Here is a 19,624-nt window from a genome sequence, read left to right as displayed (position 1 = left end):
CACACTTGTAATTTCACTCGTGTCGTTCGGCCGAAAACGGTAACGGCCGCAAGCACGGGGACGTAAAGACAGACGAGGGGCGCACATGACCGAGCTGTTCGAACAACTGCTGGTCGAGGACGCGGACGAGGAACTCGGCTGGCAGGAGCGCGCGTTGTGCGCCCAGACCGATCCCGAGTCCTTCTTCCCCGAGAAGGGCGGCTCCACCCGCGAGGCGAAGAAGGTCTGTCTCGCCTGTGAGGTCCGCTCCGAATGCCTGGAGTATGCCCTCGCCAACGACGAGAGATTCGGTATCTGGGGCGGTCTCTCCGAGCGTGAACGCCGCCGTCTCAAGAAGGCCGCGGTTTGAACAGTTCCGGCCATTCTCCAGTCGCACCCTGCGCGATAGCCCGCGTGTTACCTCGCGCGACATTTTCTGAACGGTCCGTGGTCTGCGTCCTCTTCGCAGGCGGCGGACCGTTGTCGTGACCGGCGCGGGCGGCCCGGCCCGGCGCTGTCTCCCAGGTCGTCCGGTTTGTCCAGGCGCTCGGCGATCCGGCGCTTGTTCGTACCGTTAGTGTGGGGCCCCGTCCGAGACGCCCCAACGCCCCGTCGGGGCGACCCCCCGGCCGGAGGGCCCCTACCTCGATGTCCGCCACCACAGCCGCGTTCGATTCAGCCACCGCACCGGAGTACCCACGGCACGTCGTGACCGCGGTGCTCGTCTCCCACGACGGTGCCCGCTGGCTCCCCGACGCCCTCACCGGGCTGATCGGCCAGGAACGCCCCGTACAGAACGTCATCGCCGCCGACACCGGCAGCGCCGACGAATCGGCCACGCTGCTCACCGAATCGCTCGGCCCGGACCGCGTCGTCCACCTCGCCCGCCGCACCAGCTTCGGTACGGCCGTCGAGGAGGCGATCCGTACCGCCGGCGTGCTCACGCCCGACGACCTGCCGTATCTGAAACGCCCGAGCGGCTGGGACCCGGCCACCCGGACCTGGCACGACGACGCGTACGACATGCCCGAACTGCCCCACGGCGAACCCGTGCAGTGGCTGTGGCTGCTCCACGACGACTGCGCGCCCGACCCCGACGCCCTCACCGAACTCCTGCGCGTCGTCGACACCGACTCGCACGCCGCGATCGTCGGCCCCAAGCTGCGCGGCTGGTACGACCGCAAGCAGCTTCTGGAGGTCGGCGTCTCCATCGCCAACAGCGGACGCCGCTGGACCGGCCTCGACCGGCGTGAACAGGACCAGGGCCAGCACGACCAGGTCCGTACCGTGCTCTCCGTCTCCAGCGCGGGCATGCTCATCCGCCGGGACGTCTGGGAGGAACTCGGCGGCTTCGACCGCAGGCTCCCCCTGATGCGCGACGACGTCGACCTGTGCTGGCGCGCCCACGCCGCGGGACACCGGGTGCTCGTCGCACCCGACGCCGTCCTCCGGCACGCCGAGGCCGCCGCACGCGAGCGCCGTACCGTCGACTGCGCGGGCCGCTCCGTCGTCAACCCGCACCGGGTCGACAAGGCCGGCGCCGTCTACACGATGCTCGTCAACTCGCGCGGCGCCGTGCTGCCCTACGTACTACTGCGGCTCGTCGTCGGCACGCTCCTGCGCACCGTCGCCTACTTGGTAGGCAAGGCGCCCGGACAGGCCGTCGACGAAGTCATGGGTCTGTCGGGCACGCTCCTGCGGCCCGGCAGAATCATCGGCGCGCGAAAACGACGAGGCAAAGGCGTCGTCGAAGCAAGCGAACTTCGCGCGCTTTTCCCGCCACCCGGCGCCACCGTCCGGGCAACGGTCGAGCAAGTAGCTGGAAGCCTCGGTGGCGGCTCCGAGACTGAGGCCGGTGGCTCACGCCACGGCGTCGTGGAGTCGGGCCCCGGCGGGGACGACGCGGACTTTCTGGAGATCGAGCAGTTCGCGCGGCTGAAGCGCCTCGCGCACAAGCCGGGCCCCGTCCTGTTCGCCGTACTTCTCGTCGTCTCTCTCGTCGCCTGCCGCGCACTGCTCGGCGGCGGCGCACTCGCGGGCGGCGCCCTGCTGCCCGCGCCGCCGGAGGTGGCGGGCCTGTGGTCCCGTTACGCCGACGGCTGGCACCCCATCGGAACGGGCGGCACCCAGACGGCGCCGCCGTACCTCGCGGTCCTCGCCGCCCTGTCGGCGCTGTTCCTCGGGTCGACCGGCTTCGCGCTGACCCTGCTGCTCGTCTGCTCCGTACCGCTGGCCGGAGTCACCGCGTACTTCGCCTCCCGGCCGCTCATCGAGTCGAAGCTGCTGCGGGCCTGGGCGAGCGTCGCGTACGCCTTCCTGCCCGCCGCCACCGGCGCCCTGGCCACCGGGCGGCTCGGCACGGCCGTGCTGGCCATCCTGCTGCCGCTGATCGCGCGGGCGGCCGTCGCGGCGTACGGCTTCCGCGCCGACCCCCAGACGGGCACCGCGGGCGCCCCGAGCACCACGCGCGGCAGCTGGCGCGCCACCTGGGCCTACACCTTCCTGCTCACCTTCGTGATGGCCTTCACGCCCGTCGTCTGGCCGATGGCGCTCGTCCTCGGCCTCGTCGTCCTGGCCCTGCGCCGCGACGACATCGTGGCGTACGGGCTGCGCCTGCTGGCCGTCGTCGGCACCCCGCTGCTCGTGCTGGCCCCCTGGTCGCTCTCGCTGCTGACGGCACCGGGCGACCTCTTCCGCGAAGCGGGACTGGAATTCGGTACGGGACAGGCCACCGCGCTCGATCTGCTCGGCATGAGCCCCGGCGGCCCCAAGGCCGCGGGCGGGGTGCTGCTGCTCGGCGTCGTCCTGGCGGCACTGGCCGCGCTGCTGCGCGGCGAGCGGCAGTTCGCCGTACGGGCGGCCTGGGTGGCCGCCCTCGTGGCGCTGGTCTTCGCCGTCCTCGCGAACAACTCCGGCTGGGCGGGCCCCGCCACCCTCGTCTACGGTCTCGCGCTCATCGCGGCGGCCGTGCTCGGCGCCGACGGCGCCAAGGAGCGCGTCGCCAGCCAGAGCTTCGGCTGGCGACAGCCCGTCGCGGCGGTCATCGCCCTCGCCGCAGGGGCGGCGCCGCTGCTCGCGGCGGGCGGCTGGATGATCAGCGGCGCGTCCGGCCCGCTGGAGCGGCGCGACCCGGTGCAGGTACCGGCGTTCGTCGCCGAGGAGAGCATCACCCGCGACCAGCCGCGCACGCTGATCCTCGGTGGTACGTCGCCCGCGGAGGTCTCGTACTCGCTCGTGCGCGGCTCCGGCGGCCGGCTCGGTGACGCCGAGCTGACCGAGTCGGGCGGCAGCGACCCCGGGCTCGACAAGGTCGTCGGACGCCTCGTCGCGGGCTCCGGCGCGGACCAGACCGACCAGCTCAGCGGCTTCGCGATCCGCTACGTCCTCGTGCGGGACGGCGCCCCGGCGCAGATGTCGCGCGTGCTCGACTCCACCCCCGGCCTGAGCAGGCTCAGCCAGCTCGACGGCAGCGCGCTGTGGCGCGTCGACCGCCAGATCTCGCGGGCCACGATCGTCGAGGGCGAGAGCGACGCCGAGCCCCTGCCCGTCGGGTCGTCCACGGTCGAGGCCCACACCGACATCCCGGCCGGCAAGGCCGGTCGGGTGCTGCGGATCGCCGACCGGGCCGCCGAGGGCTGGCAGGCCACGCTCGACGGCCGCGTCCTGGAGAAGACGACCGTCGACGGCTGGGCGCAGGGATTCGAACTCCCCGCCGAGGGCGGCAGGCTCGACCTCACCTACGAGGACACGTTCACCCACAGCGCGTGGGTCTGGGCGCAGGGCGCGCTCGCCGTCGTACTGCTCGTGCTCGCCCTGCCGGGGCGGCGCAAGGAGATCGACGACGACCTGCCCGAGGAGGGCGCCGAGGTGCCAGCACAGCCCGTGTCGGGCGAGGGGCGCCGGGCACGCAGGCTGCGGGCCGCCGCGCAGGCGGAGGCCGAGCCGGGGACGGAGACGGTGGAAGGCACCGACCCTGCCGAGACCGTTCCGCCGGAGCCGGCGGAGGCCCCGTACGTCGCCGCCGCGGCTGTTCCGCAGCAGCAGTCGTACGGAGAGTGGGACGGCGGCCGGCCGGCCCAGACGGCCTACCAGGGCGCGGACTACGGCTCGTACACGAATGAACAGCAGTACCAAGGCGGGCAGAACGAACAGCAGCAGTACGAAGGCGCCCCCTACCAGGGCGGGCAGCAGTACGACGGTACGCAGCAGTTCGAGGGCACGCAGCAGTACGAGGGCGCTCCTCAGTACGAAGGCGCTCCTCAGTACGACGCCGACGGGTACCAGATCTACCCGCAGTACCCGGCGGACCAGTACCAGCAGCAGGCACAGGTGCAGTACGACCAGTACGGATACGTCGTCCAACAGCCGTACGCGGAAGGGCAGCAGCCCTACACCGACGCCCAACAGCCGTACACCGACGGCAACGAGAACGAGCAGCGTCCCGACGGGAGCAGCAACCAGTGAACCGCACGACCCTCTCCCTCATCGCGGCCGCGACGGCACTCGCGGCGGTCACCGGGTTCGCCGCCGTCACCGCGCCCGACTCCGCCGACACGACGACGACGGCGAAGGCGCCCGCGCGGGTACCCGTGGAGCGCAGCAGCCTGCTCTGCCCCGCGCCGAGCACGTCGGAGCTCGCCGAGACGGTGTACACGTCCTTCACCCCGGCCGGAACGGCGGGGGAGGGCACGGGTGGGGCCGCCGAACTGGCGCCGTCCGTCGCGCCCTTGGACGACACGGACACCGCCGACGACGAGAAGAAGACCGACGACAAGGCGAAGGACGACGAAGCGAAGGACGACAAGGCCGAGGACGAGGAGGCGAAGGAGCCCGCGGCGGACGGGGCGGACGCGAAGGCCAAGCCGTTCCTGGCCCTCAAGGAGCCCGGTAAGCCCGTCTCCGGGACCAAGAAGGGCGCGGACGCCCCCGCGCTCGTCGGCACCGCCACCGGCTCTCTCGCGCCCGGCTGGACCACCCAGCAGACCACCACGGTCACGGCCGGCGACTCGCGTGGGCTGCTCGGCATGACCTGCACCGCCCCCGACACCGACTTCTGGTTCCCCGGCGCGTCCACGGACAAGTCGCGCCAGGACTACGTCCACGTCACCAACCCGGACGACACGGCGGCCGTCGTCGACATCGCGCTGTACGGCAAGGAGGGCCTTCTCAAGTCCACGACGGGAGAAGGCATTCCGGTCCCGGCGCGCTCCAGCGTCCCCGTCCTGCTGTCGACCCTCACGGGCGAGGCCGAGCCGAACGTCACCGTCCATGTCAGCAGCCGTACGGGCCGCGTGGGCGCCGTGGTGAACGCCGCCGACGAGAAGATCGGCGGCGACTGGCTGGCCGCATCGGCCGATCCCGCGCCCCGCGCGGTGCTTCCCGGAATCCCGGCCGACGCCACCTCCGTACGACTGGTGGTCTTCGCGCCCGGTGAGGACGACGCCGAGCTGAAGGTGCAACTGGCTGGCAAGAGCGGCACGATCGTCCCCTCCTCCGCCGCCGAGCCGCTCAACGTGAAGTCGGGCATGACGGCCTCGCTCGACCTGGGGGACGTCACCAAGGGCGAGGCCGGCTCGGTCCTCATCGGCCCGGGAGAGGCCAGGGGCGAGACCCCGGTGGTCGCCGCGCTGCGCGTCGTACGGGGCAAGGGCACCGACCAGGAGGTCGCCTTCATCCCGGCGACCGGCCCCGTGACGGAGCGCGCGACGGTCACCGACAACAAGGCCAAGGGCTCGACGCTGTCGCTCACCGCGCCGGACAAGGCAGGGACGGTGAAGGTCACGGCCTCGGCGGGCAGCGGGGGCGGTGAGCAGACCGTCAAGACGTACACCGTCAAGGGCGGTACGACACAGGCCGTCACCCCGCCCGTGCCGGCGGGGCTCAAGGGCTCGTACGCGCTGACGGTCGAGTCCGAGTCGGGCGGTCCGGTCTACGCGGCACGCACGCTGGCGGTGACGCAGGACGGCGTACCGATGTTCACGGTGCAGACGATGCCGGACGACCGGGGCATGGTCTCCGTACCGGCGACGAAGGAAGACCTCTCCGTACTGAAGTGACGCCGGGCGGGGCCGCCACGCTCGCGGTCCCGTGCGGTCGGTCCCGTGCGGTCGGTCCCGCGCGGTCAGTCCTGGCCGTACCGCGGGTCGACCGACTCCGGTGAGAGCCCGAGCAGTTCGGCGACCTGCTCGACCACGACCTCGTGGACGAGCATGGCGCGCTCCTCGCGGTTCTTCGTACGGATCTCGACGGGCCGCCGGTAGACGACGATGCGCGCGGGCCGGTCCTTGCCCTCGGGAACGGACCGGCCGAGCGGTACCGACTCGTCCTCCGCGCCGGGCACGTCGAGCACCAGGAAGTCGATCTCCGCCAGCTGGGGCCAGCGCCGCTCCAACCGCTCCACGGAGTCCCGTACGAGATCACGGAACGAGTCCGAGCGGCTCGCCGATAGCGGAACCTGCGGCGGGGCGACCGGCCCGCGCATTCCGCGGCCGTGGCGGTCACGGCGGCGGGGTCTCGGCTCGGTCGGCTGCGGCGGTACGGGACTGTCCATCACTGACGCAGGGTAGCTCTCCGGGAGACGCCGCGACGGCCTCGCGAGCCCGCCGGACGGCATGTCGCAAATTGAGCATTCCGGCCAAGCTTGGGCTCGTTTCGCTAGGTCCGCCGGATCGTGGCGCTCGCCTTCATTGGCGGGATTTGCCCCAAGTGATGACTGGATCACTGACGGTGATTGGCCGGTTACGCCTCTTCCCGTGCAGGTCAGGGCAGTTACAAGCGCGCCGGGCGGGGCGAATGCCGTGTCACGACACGGTCGAGTGGCGTGGGGGAGAGTCGTCGCGGCCCGCTCAAGAGTGCGGTACCGTCCAACATCGTGAGCCCTGTACGTCGCTGTTCGCGCACCGCGTGCGGCCGTTCCGCTGTCGCGACACTGACGTACGTCTATGCCGATTCGACCGCGGTCCTCGGCCCGCTCGCCACGTATGCCGAGCCCCATTGCTATGACCTGTGCGCAGAACACAGCGAGAGACTCACCGCGCCACGCGGCTGGGAGGTCGTCCGGCTCACGGACGGCTCGGCGCCGGCCCGGCCCAGCGGTGACGATCTCGAAGCCCTGGCGAACGCGGTGCGTGAGGCCGCGCGCCCTCCGGAGCGCGCGGGTGGCCCCGGCGGCGGACCGCGTGGGGCGGATCAGACGGAGGTCGGGCGCCGCGGGCACCTGCGGGTGCTGCGTTCCCCCGATTCCTGAGCCCGGCTCCCGCCGGCCCCGCTTCTTGGCGCTGGTTCCCGAATCCTGAGTCCGGCCGGGCCTCCCGGTCGCGCTGAATCCGTCCGTGGGTTTCCGTGACGGATCCTGCACGGGCCATTGACCTCACTTGTCGTGGACACGATCATGCCTCCCAGCCGTGAGAGATCACTTTCCGCATCGCGGAATTCGGAGGCCCCTGTCGTGTTCGAACAGCAATTGGAACCCGTCGCCGATTCACTCGGCCTGTCCGCCCTGGTCGCCGCGCTTCCCCTGGTCACCGTGCTGGTGCTGCTCGGCGCCGTCCGTATGAAGGCTCATCGCGCCGGACTCATCGGTCTGGCCGTCGCCGTCCTGGTCGGCTGGCTCGCGTTCGGGATGCCGATCGGCCAGACCGTCTCCGCCGGCGCGCAGGGCGTCGTCTTCGGTCTCTTCCCGATCATGTGGATCGTCGTCAACGCCCTCTGGGTGTACCGGATGACGGTCCGCACCCGGCACTTCGACATCCTGCGACGCTCGTTCGGGCGATTCTCCGACGACCCGCGCATCCAGGCGCTCGTCGTCGCCTTCTGCTTCGGCGCGCTCCTCGAAGCGCTCGCCGGCTTCGGCGCCCCCGTCGCGATCTCCGCGGTGATGCTCGTGGCGCTCGGCTTCGACCCGGTCAAGGCGGCCGTCGTCGCCCTCGTGGCCAACACCGCGCCCGTGGCCTTCGGCGCGATGGGCACGCCGGTGGTGACCCTGGCCCAGGTGACCGGACTGCCGCTGGACACCGTCGCCTCGGTCGTCGGCCGCCAGACGCCGCTGCTCGCCGTGGTCGTACCCCTGGTGCTCGTCGGACTCGTCGACGGCAAGCGGGGCCTGCGCGAGACCTGGGCGCCCGCCCTGGCATGCGGATTCGCCTTCGGCGTCGCGCAGTTCGTCGCGTCGAACTTCGTCTCGGCCCAACTCGCCGACATCGGGGCCGCGCTGGTGGGCGCCGCCGCGCTGCTCGCCGTACCGAGCGCGCGCAAGCCGGCCGACGAGGCGGTGCGGACCTCCGTACTGAAGGGCGCGCGCAGCGAGGACCTGGACGTCGCGGACGACCGCCGCGAAGTCGTCCGCGCCTACGCCCCGTACGGCCTGATCGTGGTGATCTTCTCCCTCGCGCAGATCCCACCGGTCAAGGACCTGCTGGCCAAGGCGACGCGGTCCTTCAACTGGCCGTTCCTCGACGTCGCCGACTCGGAGGGGAAGCCGGTCGGGGCCAACGTCTTCTCGCTGCCGCTCATCTCGACCGGCGGCACGCTCGTCCTGATCGCGGGCCTCCTGACGGCCGGGGTGATCGGCCTCAAGGCGAAGGACGCGCTGAAGGAATGGGCGGCCACCCTGCACGAACTGCGGTACGCGATCCTCACCGTCGTGTCCGTGCTGGCCCTCGCGTACGTCATGAACCTCTCCGGACAGGCGGCCACCATCGGCCACTTCGTCGCGGCGGCGGGCGCCGGGCTGGCGTTCCTCTCGCCCGTGCTGGGGTGGTTCGGCGTCGCCGTCACCGGCTCCGACACCTCGGCCAACGCGCTCTTCGGCGCGCTCCAGGTCACGGCGGCACGTGAATCCGGCCTGTCGCCCGAGCTGTTGGCGGCGGCGAACAGCTCCGGTGGAGTGCTCGGCAAGATGATCTCTCCGCAGAATCTGACGATCGCGTGCGCCGCGGTCGGCCTCGCGGGCAAGGAAGGTGACCTCCTGAGGAAGGTCCTGCCGTGGAGTCTCGGACTGCTGCTGGTGATGTGTCTGATCGTGGTGGGTCAGAGCACCTTCGTCCTGGGGTGGATGCTGCCGTAGGGGCTGTCGTCGGATCTCGCCGAGGGCGCGGGTAGTTTGTGCTGACTGTCCGCAGAAACCTCAGGAGGGGTGGCCGTGGCCGACTTGGGCCAGATCGTGAAGGCGTACGACGTACGTGGCGTATATCCGGACCAGCTCGACGACCGGCTCGTCGAGCTGTTCGGAGCGGCCTTCGTGGAAGTCACGGGTGCCACGGCGATCGTCGTCGGTCACGACATGCGGCCCTCCTCGCCCCACCTGTCGGCGAGCTTCGCCAAGGGCGCCGTCCGGCGCGGGGCGGACGCCACGCTGATCGGGCTGTGCTCGACGGACCAGCTGTACTACGCGAGCGGGGCGCTGGATCTGCCGGGCGCGATGTTCACCGCGTCGCACAACCCGGCGCAGTACAACGGCATCAAGATGTGCCGCGCCGGCGCCGCGCCGGTGGGGCAGGACACCGGCCTGGCCGAGATCCGCGCGCTGGTCGAGACCTGGCTGGCCGAGGGGCCCCCGGAGCGGGCGGCGCAGCCGGGAACGATCACGCAGAGTGACACGTTGACCGATTACGCGGCACATCTGCTGTCCCTGGTCGAGCTTTCGGCGATCCGCCCGCTGAAGGTCGTGGTCGACGCGGGGAACGGCATGGGGGGCCACACGGTCCCCACAGTCTTCGCGGGGCTGCCCGTCGACCTGGTCCCGATGTACTTCGAGCTGGACGGCACGTTCCCCAACCACGAGGCCAACCCGCTCGATCCCCGGAACATCGTGGACCTCCAGGCGCGCGTGCTGGCCGAAGGCGCGGACCTGGGCCTGGCCTTCGACGGCGACGCGGACCGCTGCTTCGTCGTCGACGAGCGGGGGAGGGGCGTGTCACCGTCGGCGATCACGGCCCTGGTCGCCGAGCGTGAACTCGCCAAGCATCCCGGCGGCACGGTGATCCACAACCTCATCACCTCCTGGTCGGTCCCGGAGGTCGTCAGGGAGCACGGCGGCAACCCGGTCCGTACGCGCGTCGGCCACTCCTTCATCAAGGCCGAGATGGCCCGCACCGGCGCGATCTTCGGCGGCGAGCACTCCGCGCACTACTACTTCCGCGAGTTCTGGAACGCGGACACGGGCATGCTCGCCGCGCTCCACGTCCTGGCCGCGCTCGGCGGCCAGAGCGGCCCGCTGTCCGAACTCGTCGCCTCCTACGACCGGTACGCCGGCTCGGGAGAGATCAACTCCACGGTGGACGACCAGGCCGCCCGCCTGACCGCCGTACGAGACACCTTCGCCGACCGCGAGGGCGTCACGATCGACGACCTCGACGGTCTGACGGTGACAACCCCCGACTGGTGGTTCAACCTCCGCGCCTCCAACACGGAACCACTGCTCCGCCTCAACGTGGAGGCCCGCGACGAACCGACGATGTCCAAGATCAGGGACGAGGCACTGGCTCTGATCCGCTCCTGAGACGGCCGGGCGACCCAGCCCGTCCGGTGCTTGAGGACGCGGCTCGCCCCAGTTCGGGGAGGGAAGGGGAGGGTGGGCGGTAGGGGAGAGCGCCGCAGGCCCACCCCGCTCGGCCCCGCCCCACCAGGGCCCGCCCCCAGAACGAGCCCCACCCCACCCTCCGGCGGTAGGCTGACGTGGCCCAATCCGCACCACCCCACACACCTCAGCTCGTTCGAAGGGACACCCACCACATGCCGCTCGAAGCCGGCCTCCTGGAGATCCTCGCCTGCCCGGCCTGCCACGCGCCGCTCGACGACCGCACCGCGGCCGACACCCCCGAGCTGATCTGCACCGGCACGGACTGCGGCCTGGCCTACCCGGTCCGGGACGACATCCCCGTACTCCTCGTCGACGAGGCCCGCCGCCCCGCCTGAAGACCCGGCTCCGCAGGCCCGCGCAACGATCGGAGACCCACCCCGCCATGCTCGACGAGTCCTTGCTCGACGCGCCGGACGCGCTGGCCCGCGTCGACCACCGTGGGCTGCTCCTCGGTGCCGCGGAGGCCGGGGCGCGCGTACGTACCGCCGTCCGGCACGCCGCCGAGGCGGGCATAGAGCAGCTCAACCCGGAGGGCCGCCCCCGCGCCGTCCTGTTCGCGGGCTCCGGCACCGCCGCACTCGGCGTCGCCGACCTGCTCGGCGCGCTCGCCGGTGCCGCCGCGCCCGTCACCCTGCTGCGCCCCACCGGCGTGGCTCCCGCCGCGGGCGCCCTGCGCTGGGCGCTCCCCGGCTGGGCCGGCCCCGTCGACCTGCTCCTGATCGCCACCACCGACGGCGGCGAACCCGGCCTTGCTCTGCTGGCCGAGCAGGCGTACCGCCGCGGCTGCACCGTCGTCGCCGTCGCCCCGCGTCAGTCCCCGCTCAGCGAGGCCGTCGACGGCACACACGGCCTCGCCGTGCCCATGGCGCCGACACCGCAGGAGCAGTACGAGGAGATCCAGGCCGCGAGCCCGGGCGCCCTCTGGGCACTGTTCACCCCCCTTCTCTCGCTTCTCGACCGCGTCGGACTGCTCACCGCCCCGACCGAGACGCTTCAACTCGTCGCCGACCGCCTCGACAGCACGGCGGAACGCTGCGGCCCGGCCATCGCGACCTACAGCAACCCGGCGAAAACCCTCGCCGCCGAACTCGCCGACAGCCTCCCGCTGATCTGGACGGAAGGCACGGCCGCCGCCCCCGCCGGGCGCCGCTTCGCCGCCGTACTGGCCGAGTTGTCCGGCCGCCCCGCGCTCGCGGCCGAGCTGCCCGGCGCCCTGCCCGCGCACGGCCTCCTCCTGGGCGGCGACTTCGCCGGCGGCGCCGCCGACCCCGACGACTTCTTCCGCGACCGCGTCGAGGAGCCCCAGGCGCTGCGCGCCCGTATCGTGCTGCTCCGCGACCGACCCGTCGGCGGACTGACCGCGGCCCCGGCCGCCCGCGAACTCGCCATCAGCCACGAGACGGCCATCAGCGAACTGGAGCCGCAGGAGGGCAGCGAACTCGAAGCCCTCGCGGAACTCGTCGCCGTCACCGACTTCACGGCCGTCTACCTGGCCCTGGCCTCGGGCAACCGCGAATGACCCCGACCGGCCTCGGCTTCCCCGACCGACCCCCGCACTGAACACACCTCACGCCCGCCCGACTTCACCCCCCGCTGACTAACCCCCTGCTGACTCACCCCCCGTTCCTCAGGCACCTCCGCACTTCGCCCGTACGCCCCGCGACAAGGAAGCACCCATGGACCGCCTCTCCAACACCGTGCGCCCCTACGCCTGGGGCTCCACGACCGCCATCCCGGAACTGCTCGGCACCGCCCCCACCGGCGAGCCCCAGGCCGAGATGTGGATGGGCGCCCACCCGGGGGCCCCGTCCCGTATCAACCGCACCACCACCCCTCTCGAGCACCCGCTCTCCGACCTCATCGCAGCAGCCCCCGAGGCGGAACTCGGCGCCCCCACCGTCAAGAAATTCGGTCCACGCCTCCCCTTCCTCCTCAAACTCCTCGCCGCCGGCGCACCTCTCTCCCTCCAGGTCCACCCCAACCTCGCCCAGGCGAAGGAGGGTTACGAGGCGGAGCAACGCCAGGGCGTCCCCATCGACGCGCCGCACCGCAACTACAAGGACGCCAACCACAAGCCCGAACTGATCTGCGCCCTCACCCCCTTCGACGGCCTCTGCGGCTTCCGCGCCCCCGCCGAGACCGCGGAACTTCTCGCCCGGCTGGACGTCGACTCGCTCAAGCCGTACGTGGACCTCCTGCACGCGCACCCCGAGGAAGCCGCGCTGCGCGAGGTCCTCACCGCTGTGCTCACCGCCGACCCCGACGAGATGTCCCACACCGTTCATTCCTCGGCCGAAGCCGCCGCACGCCTCGGCGGCGAGTACTCGCCATATGTGTCGATCGCCCACAACTACCCCGGCGACCCGGGCGTCATCGCGGCGATGCTGCTCAACCACGTACAACTCCAGCCCGGCGAAGCCCTTTTCCTCGGCGCAGGCGTCCCGCACGCGTATCTGAACGGCCTGGGCGTCGAGATCATGGCCAACTCGGACAACGTGCTGCGCTGCGGCCTCACGCCCAAACACGTCGACGTGCCGGAACTGCTCCGCATCGTGCGCTTCGAGGCGACCGAACCCGCCGTACTCCGCCCCGAGGCGTCGCCGTCCGGCGAGGAGCTGTACGACACCCCGATCGACGAGTTCCGGCTGTCCCGCTACGCCCTGGCACCCGGTGCGGCGCCCCGCGAACTCACCGCCGGCACCCCCCAGATCCTCCTCTGTACCGAGGGCACGCCGCGCGCCAACGACATCGACCTGACCCCCGGCGCTTCGGTCTTCGTCCCCGCAGGCGAAAAGACCGAACTGACCGGTACGGGCACGGTCTTCCGTGCCACCGTCATCGCCTGAACCACCGCTTCGCGTACGGTCCCCTTCGTCGGCTGCAACAATGTGCCGCCGTACCGCGGCGCCAGGGCCGCAGACCGAAGAAGGGATCCACCGCACCCATGAGCGCGTCAGGCGGAACCAAGTCGATCGTGGCGGCGCTCGCCGCCAACCTCGCGATCGCAGTAGCCAAGTTCGTGGCGTTCCTCTTCAGCGGTTCGTCGTCGATGCTCGCCGAGAGCGTGCACTCGCTCGCCGACTCGGGCAACCAGGGGCTGCTGCTCCTCGGCGGCAAGAAGGCGAAGCGCGAGGCGACCCCGGAACACCCCTTCGGGTACGGCCGTGAGCGCTACATCTACGCGTTCCTCGTCTCCATCGTGCTCTTCTCCGTCGGCGGCATGTTCGCCATCTACGAGGGCTACGAGAAGATCAAGCACCCGCACGAGATCGAGGCCTGGTACTGGCCGGTCGGCGTCCTCGTGTTCGCGATCATCGCCGAGTCGTTCTCCTTCCGTACGGCCATCGCCGAGTCCAACCAGACGCGCGGCAAGCGCTCCTGGAAGGAGTTCATCCGGCACTCCAAGGCTCCCGAGCTCCCAGTCATCCTCCTGGAGGACCTCGGCGCCTTGGTCGGTCTGATCCTCGCGCTCCTGGGTGTGAGCCTGGCGCTCGCCACGGGTGACGGCGTCTGGGACGGCATCGGCACGCTCTGCATCGGCATCCTGCTGATCGTGATCGCGATGGTCCTGGCGGCCGAGACGAAGTCCCTGCTGCTCGGCGAGGCCGCCGGTCTCGAGGACGTGGAGAAGATCAAGGCCGCGATCGTCGACGGCGACGTCGTCACCGGCATCATCCACATGCGCACGCTCCACCTCGGCCCCGAGGAACTGCTGGTGGCAGCCAAGATCGCGGTCGAGCACGACGACACGGCGGCCGAGGTCGCACACGCGATCAACGCGGCTGAGACCCGGATCCGCGAGGCGGTCCCGATCGCCCGTGTGATCTACCTGGAGCCGGACATCTTCAGCGAGGCGGCAGCGGCGACGGGCACCAACCCCGCCAAGTCGCCGGGCGGCACGGATGCCGATCCGGCCCCTGAGGCGACTTCCGAGCCGACCTCCGAGGCGGCCCCCGAGCCGACCGCTGAGTCGACCCCCGAGGCGGACAAGGACCACTGACCAGCTGCTCGCATCCGTAAAGAGGCCCCGGCGCACCTCGCGCCGGGGCCTCCTTGCCCACCGGAGACGGGATCCGGACCCCGGCGGGCTGTGGGGCGCTGGGCCGATCGGTGTAGATTCGTCAGCAGAGCCAGACGTCGCTGCTGATGGCGGTCGGGCGGTCTGCGGCGCGGACCGGCCGAGGGAGAGAGGGCCTCCGACGGACTGCGTTGCGTACGTCCGGGCATTCGTATGCCCGCCCGCCGCAGAGTCAGCCGTACCCACCCTCGACCCCTTTACGAGGAGCAGCTCGCTATGACCACTGTCGCCAACCGACAGGACTTCAAGGTCGCCGATCTCTCGCTTGCCGAGTTCGGCCGCAAGGAGATCACCCTCGCCGAGCACGAGATGCCCGGCCTGATGTCGATCCGCAGGGAGTACGCCGAGGCGCAGCCCCTCGCCGGCGCCCGCATCACCGGCTCCCTGCACATGACCGTGCAGACCGCTGTCCTCATCGAGACGCTGGTCGCGCTCGGCGCCGACGTCCGCTGGGCGTCCTGCAACATCTTCTCCACCCAGGACCACGCCGCCGCCGCGATCGCCGTCGGCCCCAAGGGCACCCCGGACGACCCGCAGGGCATCCCCGTCTTCGCCTGGAAGGGCGAGACGCTCGAAGAGTACTGGTGGTGCACGGAGCAGGCCCTGACCTGGCCCAACGCCTCCACCGCCGGCCCGAACATGATCCTGGACGACGGTGGCGACGCCACCCTGCTCGTCCACAAGGGCGTCGAGTTCGAGAAGGCCGGCGCGGCCCCCGACCCGGCCACGGCGGACAGCGAGGAGTACGGCTACATCCTCCGTCTCCTCAACCGCACCCTCACCGAGAACCCGCAGAAGTGGACCCTCCTGGCGTCCGAGATCCGCGGCGTCACCGAAGAGACCACGACCGGTGTCCACCGTCTCTACGAGATGCACCGCGAGGGCACCCTGCTCTTCCCGGCGATCAACGTGAACGACGCCGTCACCAAGTCGAAGTTCGACAACAAGTACGGCTGCCGCCACTCCCTGATCGACGGCATCAACCGCGCCACCGACGTACTGATCGGCGGCAAGGTCGCCGTCGTCTTCGGTTACGGCGACGTCGGCAAGGGCTGCGCGGAGTCCCTGCGCGGTCAGGGCGCCCGCGTGATCATCACCGAGATCGACCCGATCTGCGCGCTCCAGGCGGCGATGGACGGCTACCAGGTCGCCACGCTGGACGACATCGTCGGCATCGCCGACATCTTCGTCACCACGACGGGCAACAAGGACATCATCATGGCCTCGGACATGGCCAAGATGAAGCACCAGGCGATCGTCGGGAACATCGGCCACTTCGACAACGAGATCGACATGGCCGGCCTCGCGAAGACCCCGGGCATCGTCAAGGACGAGGTCAAGCCGCAGGTCCACACCTGGACGTTCCCCGACGGCAAGACGCTGATCGTGCTGTCCGAGGGCCGTCTGCTGAACCTCGGCAACGCGACCGGTCACCCCTCCTTCGTGATGTCCAACTCGTTCGCGGACCAGACGCTGGCCCAGATCGAACTCTTCACCAAGCCGGAGGAGTACCCGACCAACGTCTACGTGCTGCCCAAGCACCTCGACGAGAAGGTCGCGCGCCTCCACCTCGACGCGCTCGGCGTGCGGCTCACGACGCTCCGCCCCGAGCAGGCCGCGTACATCGGCGTGAAGGTCGAAGGCCCGTACAAGCCCGACCAGTACCGCTACTGACCCACAGCGACCCGCCGCTGACACCAGCGGTACGGGCAGGCCCCCACACCCCCGTGTTGGGGGCCTGCCCCGCTCTCCGACCCCTGGCACACCGGCTTCCGGTCCAGGCGGTCCGTGTGTACGCGGGCGGTACTCCGTGCGGTCTCACGGCACGGCCCCCGAGGACACCGAAGGACTCCCGCACATGCCCCGTGGCCGCTACTCACTCCACGACCCGCACGACCACACCCCCCTGGGCGACGAACACTTCCACTGCGCGCCGGGCCCCTCCGGCTGGCGCTACGTCTCCCAGATCACCGCGCCCGCCGGCGACCACGCCGGCTCCGTCGACCTCACCCTCGACGGACTCGGCCGCCCCATCAGGCTCGAACTGCACGCCGCCAGCTGGCGGGTCCGTGCCGCCGCACTCGAAGGCGTCACCTGGGTACGCACCGACCCCACCGGCACCGAGGCCACCGAAGGCAATGTCCGCGCCCACGCCTTCACCGGCTCGTCCCCCGCGTTCCTCATCGCGATCACCCGCCTTCTCCGTCTCACTCCCGCTTCTCCCGCGACCCGAGTCCGTCTGGTCGCCTTCACGGACCCGGTCCTCGCCCCCCGCACTCTCGACCAGTCCTGGGCGCTACTGAGAAGTGAAGCGCATGCCACTGACAATGGACCTCTGACCGTGGACGAGTACCAGGTCAGCGCCCTGGACACCGGTGAGCAGCACAGCGTCCACATCAGCGGCGACGTGGTCGTGGCGGCGCCGGGCATCGAGCTCGAAGACCTCGAAACCCCACCGTCGGCCCTGCCCTGACAGGGCCTAGGCGGGTGGCGCGAACTTGGAAGCCGGGGGGACGGCCGGACCAGGCTCGGGAGTTGGTGCCTGCGATACGTCCCGAGGCTCTCCCTCAGGCCGCGCGCCAACGGGCCGACGCACCCGAGGGGGCCGCACCGTCGGCCCGTTGGCGGGGCCGGCCGCAGCGGCTGCAGCAGCCGCGGAGCCGAAGGCCCGCCGCGAGTCCCGCGCCTGCCGTTCGTTCACCACAGCCGCCAGATACGCCGCCGGCGGTACGCCGTGCGGCAGCGGTACGCCCGTACGCGCCGCCAGATCATGGGCCAGCCGCTGCGACATCGACCAGCCGACGCCGGCGTCGAGCTGCCCCATCCGAGTCAGGTACTGCCGTACGGCCAGCCACAGATCGTCGGGCACCGAGGACAGATCCAGCTCGGAGAACCGGCCGACGAGCCACGGCGGCGGAGGCGGTACGGCGCGGGCCCGGTCGGCCGGTACGCGCTCGCGTACGACCAACGTCCCCGCGAACAGGTCCCCGACCCGGCGCCCACGCGCGGACACGAGCGAGGCGATGCACGCGATGACGCCGAAGGACATCAGCAGTTCCACCACACCGATCGCCCCGCGCACCAGCGCGTGACGGAAACGAATGGGCCCGCCGTCGTCACGCACCACCCGAAGCCCGCAGGCCAACTTCCCCAACGAGCGCCCATGACTGAGGGTTTCCACCGCGATCGGCACACCCACGGGTATCAGCAGGAAGCTCGCGACCGCCAGCGCCGCCACTGCGGCCGTGTCCAGCGAACCTGTAGCGACGGTGAGGACGATCGAGACCACGATGTACGCGGCCCACACCACGACCAGATCGATGACGACGGCCAACGCCCGGCTCGGCAGCTTCGCGGGGCGCAGCCCCAATACGACCGCGTCGCCCGTCACAAGCTCATTCACCGATGCCCACCCTTCGCCGACCTTCTCTGCCCCCGGACCGCTCAGTCTGCCAAGCTGGCCTGCAACGTGCCGCAGTAGTACGGACCGTACGCACCCAGCGCCTGGAGCAGCAGCCGCCCATGGATCTCGACATCTTCGTGACGGCCCACCGACCAGAGTGGGACCGCCTGGATTTTCTGCTGCGCCGTGGACGGCACCTCACCGGTGCCGAGGCGGACGAACTCGTCGCCCTCTACCAGCGCACATCCACCCATCTCTCCCTGATCCAGTCCAGCGCCCCGGACCCCATGCTCATCGCGCGCCTGACGCAGCTGGTCGCGCGAGCCCGCTCGGTCGTCACCGGCACCCGCCGCGCCGGCTGGCGCGACGCCGCCCGCTTCCTGACGGCCGGCTTCCCCGCCGCCGTGTACCGCGCCCGCCACTGGTGGGTACCGACCGCGCTGCTTTCGGTGCTCGTCGCCGCGATCATCGGCTGGTGGATATCCGCGCACCCCGAGGTCCAGGCGGCGATAGCGGCCCCTGAAGACCTCCGACAGATGACCCGCCCCGGCGGTGAGTACGAGACCTACTACTCAAGTAACCCGGCGGCGTCCTTCGCGGCCCAGGTATGGACGAACAACGCCCAGGCCGCCGCCATGTGCCTCGTCCTCGGAGCCTTCCTGTGCTTCCCGGTGATCTGGATCCTCTTCCTCAACATGCTCAACCTCGGCGTCGGCATCGGCCTGATGTCGTCCGCCGGCCGACTGGACACGTTCCTCGGCCTGGTCCTGCCCCACGGCCTGCTCGAACTGACGGCCGTGTTCGTCGCCGCGGGTACGGGCCTCCGCCTCGGCTGGACCCTGATCGACCCGGGCCCGTACACCCGCCGCACAGCGCTCGCCCAACAAGGCCGAGCCGCCGTGGGCATGGCCATCGGTCTCGCTCTGATCCTCTTCGTGTCGGGCCTGATCGAGGGCTTCGTAACCCCGTCCGGCCTGCCGACATGGGCGCGCATAGCGATCGGCGTCTTCTCCGAACTGGCCTTCCTGGCCTACGTGTACGTGCTCGGCGGCCGAGCGGCCCGCGCGGGCGACACGGGCGATGTGGAGAGCGCCGACCGGAGCGCCCAACTGCCCACGGCAGCCTGATGTGCGTTGTGGGTCGCTGACCTGTTAGTCTCCTCTCCGCTCCACAAAAAACCCTGCCGATCGTTGACAGGGTCTGTGTGGGGAGGTAGATTTGAACGGTTGCCTCGAAGCTGGACAAGTTCGAGAGCGGCGGTTAATGTCTACTCAGCTCGGAGCGGGAATCGAATTTCCGCCGAGCTTTCCGATACGTCTTCCGAATCACAGCGGCCGATTTAGTTCGGCCCGGATGTTTCTGATAATGTCGGGCTCGCCGAAAGGCAAAGGGCCACTCCAAAGGCCATTGGATCTCTTAATCGGGACTGCTTCTCCATGAGAAGTAAGACGCGAAAAGAGTCTGATAGAGTCGGAAACGCAGGACAGCAAGAACCGAAGGGAAGCCCGGAGGAAAGCCCGAGAGGGTGAGTACAAAGGAAGCGTCCGTTCCTTGAGAACTCAACAGCGTGCCAAAAGTCAACGCC

General features: G+C 70.7%; 15 protein-coding genes. 13 read left to right on the top strand and 2 right to left on the bottom strand.

What is annotated here, in order from left to right:
- Nucleotides 1-85: 85 nt before the first annotated feature.
- The 3 genes from ACFT9I_RS22035 (at nt 86) to ACFT9I_RS22025 (ending at nt 6,035) form a co-directional block, all read left to right on the top strand.
- On the top strand, nt 86-349 hold the full coding sequence (locus ACFT9I_RS22035) for a WhiB family transcriptional regulator (protein WP_023541320.1): 264 nt from the start codon (nt 86-88) through the stop codon (nt 347-349).
- A gap of 278 nt (nt 350-627) precedes the next feature.
- A complete protein-coding gene (locus ACFT9I_RS22030) occupies nt 628-4,443 on the top strand; it encodes a glycosyltransferase (RefSeq protein ID WP_382566622.1) in 3,816 nt (1,271 codons plus the stop codon).
- Nucleotides 4,440-6,035 (top strand): DUF5719 family protein, encoded by a 1,596-nt coding sequence (locus ACFT9I_RS22025; RefSeq protein ID WP_382566620.1) that lies wholly within the window; start codon nt 4,440-4,442, stop codon nt 6,033-6,035. Before ACFT9I_RS22030 ends, ACFT9I_RS22025 begins: the two co-directional genes overlap by 4 nt.
- A 65-nt stretch (nt 6,036-6,100) precedes the next feature.
- On the opposite strand, the gene ACFT9I_RS22020 is transcribed toward ACFT9I_RS22025, so the two are convergent.
- Nucleotides 6,101-6,529 (bottom strand): metallopeptidase family protein, encoded by a 429-nt coding sequence (locus ACFT9I_RS22020; RefSeq protein ID WP_382566718.1) that lies wholly within the window; start codon nt 6,527-6,529, stop codon nt 6,101-6,103.
- 270 nt (nt 6,530-6,799) lie between these two features.
- On the opposite strand from ACFT9I_RS22020, the gene ACFT9I_RS22015 reads away from it, so the two are divergent.
- The 9 genes from ACFT9I_RS22015 (at nt 6,800) to ACFT9I_RS21975 (ending at nt 17,109) form a co-directional block, all read left to right on the top strand.
- Nucleotides 6,800-7,225, top strand: coding sequence for a DUF3499 domain-containing protein (locus ACFT9I_RS22015; RefSeq protein ID WP_382566618.1), 426 nt, complete (start codon nt 6,800-6,802; stop codon nt 7,223-7,225).
- A 201-nt stretch (nt 7,226-7,426) separates the two neighbouring features.
- A complete protein-coding gene (locus ACFT9I_RS22010; RefSeq protein WP_382566617.1) occupies nt 7,427-9,043 on the top strand; it encodes an L-lactate permease in 1,617 nt (538 codons plus the stop codon).
- 75 nt (nt 9,044-9,118) lie between these two features.
- Complete coding sequence (locus ACFT9I_RS22005; protein ID WP_382566616.1) at nt 9,119-10,477, top strand: phosphomannomutase/phosphoglucomutase; 1,359 nt, start codon at nt 9,119-9,121, stop codon at nt 10,475-10,477.
- A 233-nt stretch (nt 10,478-10,710) separates the two neighbouring features.
- Nucleotides 10,711-10,893, top strand: a complete 183-nt coding sequence (locus ACFT9I_RS22000) for a Trm112 family protein (protein WP_382566614.1) — start codon at nt 10,711-10,713, stop codon at nt 10,891-10,893.
- Nucleotides 10,894-10,940: 47 nt separating this feature from the next.
- Nucleotides 10,941-12,077, top strand: a complete 1,137-nt coding sequence (locus tag ACFT9I_RS21995; protein WP_382566612.1) for an SIS domain-containing protein — start codon at nt 10,941-10,943, stop codon at nt 12,075-12,077.
- A 157-nt stretch (nt 12,078-12,234) separates the two neighbouring features.
- Nucleotides 12,235-13,404 (top strand): mannose-6-phosphate isomerase, class I, encoded by a 1,170-nt coding sequence (manA, locus tag ACFT9I_RS21990; protein WP_382566611.1) that lies wholly within the window; start codon nt 12,235-12,237, stop codon nt 13,402-13,404.
- Nucleotides 13,405-13,502: 98 nt separating this feature from the next.
- Nucleotides 13,503-14,558: a cation diffusion facilitator family transporter gene (locus tag ACFT9I_RS21985; protein WP_382566610.1), complete on the top strand. Its 1,056-nt coding sequence runs from the start codon at nt 13,503-13,505 to the stop codon at nt 14,556-14,558.
- 294 nt (nt 14,559-14,852) lie between these two features.
- On the top strand, nt 14,853-16,310 hold the full coding sequence (ahcY, locus tag ACFT9I_RS21980; protein WP_382566607.1) for an adenosylhomocysteinase: 1,458 nt from the start codon (nt 14,853-14,855) through the stop codon (nt 16,308-16,310).
- A gap of 184 nt (nt 16,311-16,494) precedes the next feature.
- Complete coding sequence (locus ACFT9I_RS21975; protein WP_382566605.1) at nt 16,495-17,109, top strand: hypothetical protein; 615 nt, start codon at nt 16,495-16,497, stop codon at nt 17,107-17,109.
- Between the two features lie 6 nt (nt 17,110-17,115).
- Here the strand turns inward: ACFT9I_RS21975 and ACFT9I_RS21970 are convergent, their stop codons facing one another.
- The gene (locus tag ACFT9I_RS21970) at nt 17,116-18,039 is read right to left on the bottom strand and encodes an RDD family protein (protein ID WP_382566604.1); all 924 of its coding nucleotides are present in this window, start codon (nt 18,037-18,039) and stop codon (nt 17,116-17,118) included.
- Nucleotides 18,040-18,158: 119 nt separating this feature from the next.
- Here ACFT9I_RS21970 and ACFT9I_RS21965 point away from each other — a divergent pair, with 119 nt between their 5' ends.
- Complete coding sequence (locus ACFT9I_RS21965) at nt 18,159-19,166, top strand: stage II sporulation protein M (RefSeq protein ID WP_382566603.1); 1,008 nt, start codon at nt 18,159-18,161, stop codon at nt 19,164-19,166.
- Nucleotides 19,167-19,624: the final 458 nt, after the last annotated feature.

Source organism: Streptomyces sp. NPDC057137, from assembly GCF_042670825.1.
Lineage (GTDB): Bacteria > Actinomycetota > Actinomycetes > Streptomycetales > Streptomycetaceae > Streptomyces.
Note: the sequence above shows the minus strand (reverse complement) of the source record. Positions and strands in the feature narration are given on the sequence as shown.

Excerpts from the sequence above, each read along its gene's own strand:
- ACFT9I_RS21975 (WP_382566605.1), top strand. The coding sequence starts at position 16,495 with ATGCCCCGTGGCCGCTACTCACTCCACGACCCGCACGACCACACCCCC.
- ACFT9I_RS22020 (WP_382566718.1), bottom strand. The coding sequence starts at position 6,529 with ATGGACAGTCCCGTACCGCCGCAGCCGACCGAGCCGAGACCCCGCCGC.
- manA (WP_382566611.1), top strand. The coding sequence starts at position 12,235 with ATGGACCGCCTCTCCAACACCGTGCGCCCCTACGCCTGGGGCTCCACG.
- ACFT9I_RS21995 (WP_382566612.1), top strand. The coding sequence starts at position 10,941 with ATGCTCGACGAGTCCTTGCTCGACGCGCCGGACGCGCTGGCCCGCGTC.
- ACFT9I_RS22000 (WP_382566614.1), top strand. The coding sequence starts at position 10,711 with ATGCCGCTCGAAGCCGGCCTCCTGGAGATCCTCGCCTGCCCGGCCTGC.
- ACFT9I_RS22035 (WP_023541320.1), top strand. The coding sequence starts at position 86 with ATGACCGAGCTGTTCGAACAACTGCTGGTCGAGGACGCGGACGAGGAA.
- ACFT9I_RS21965 (WP_382566603.1), top strand. The coding sequence starts at position 18,159 with ATGGATCTCGACATCTTCGTGACGGCCCACCGACCAGAGTGGGACCGC.
- ACFT9I_RS21985 (WP_382566610.1), top strand. The coding sequence starts at position 13,503 with ATGAGCGCGTCAGGCGGAACCAAGTCGATCGTGGCGGCGCTCGCCGCC.
- ACFT9I_RS22030 (WP_382566622.1), top strand. The coding sequence starts at position 628 with ATGTCCGCCACCACAGCCGCGTTCGATTCAGCCACCGCACCGGAGTAC.
- ahcY (WP_382566607.1), top strand. The coding sequence starts at position 14,853 with ATGACCACTGTCGCCAACCGACAGGACTTCAAGGTCGCCGATCTCTCG.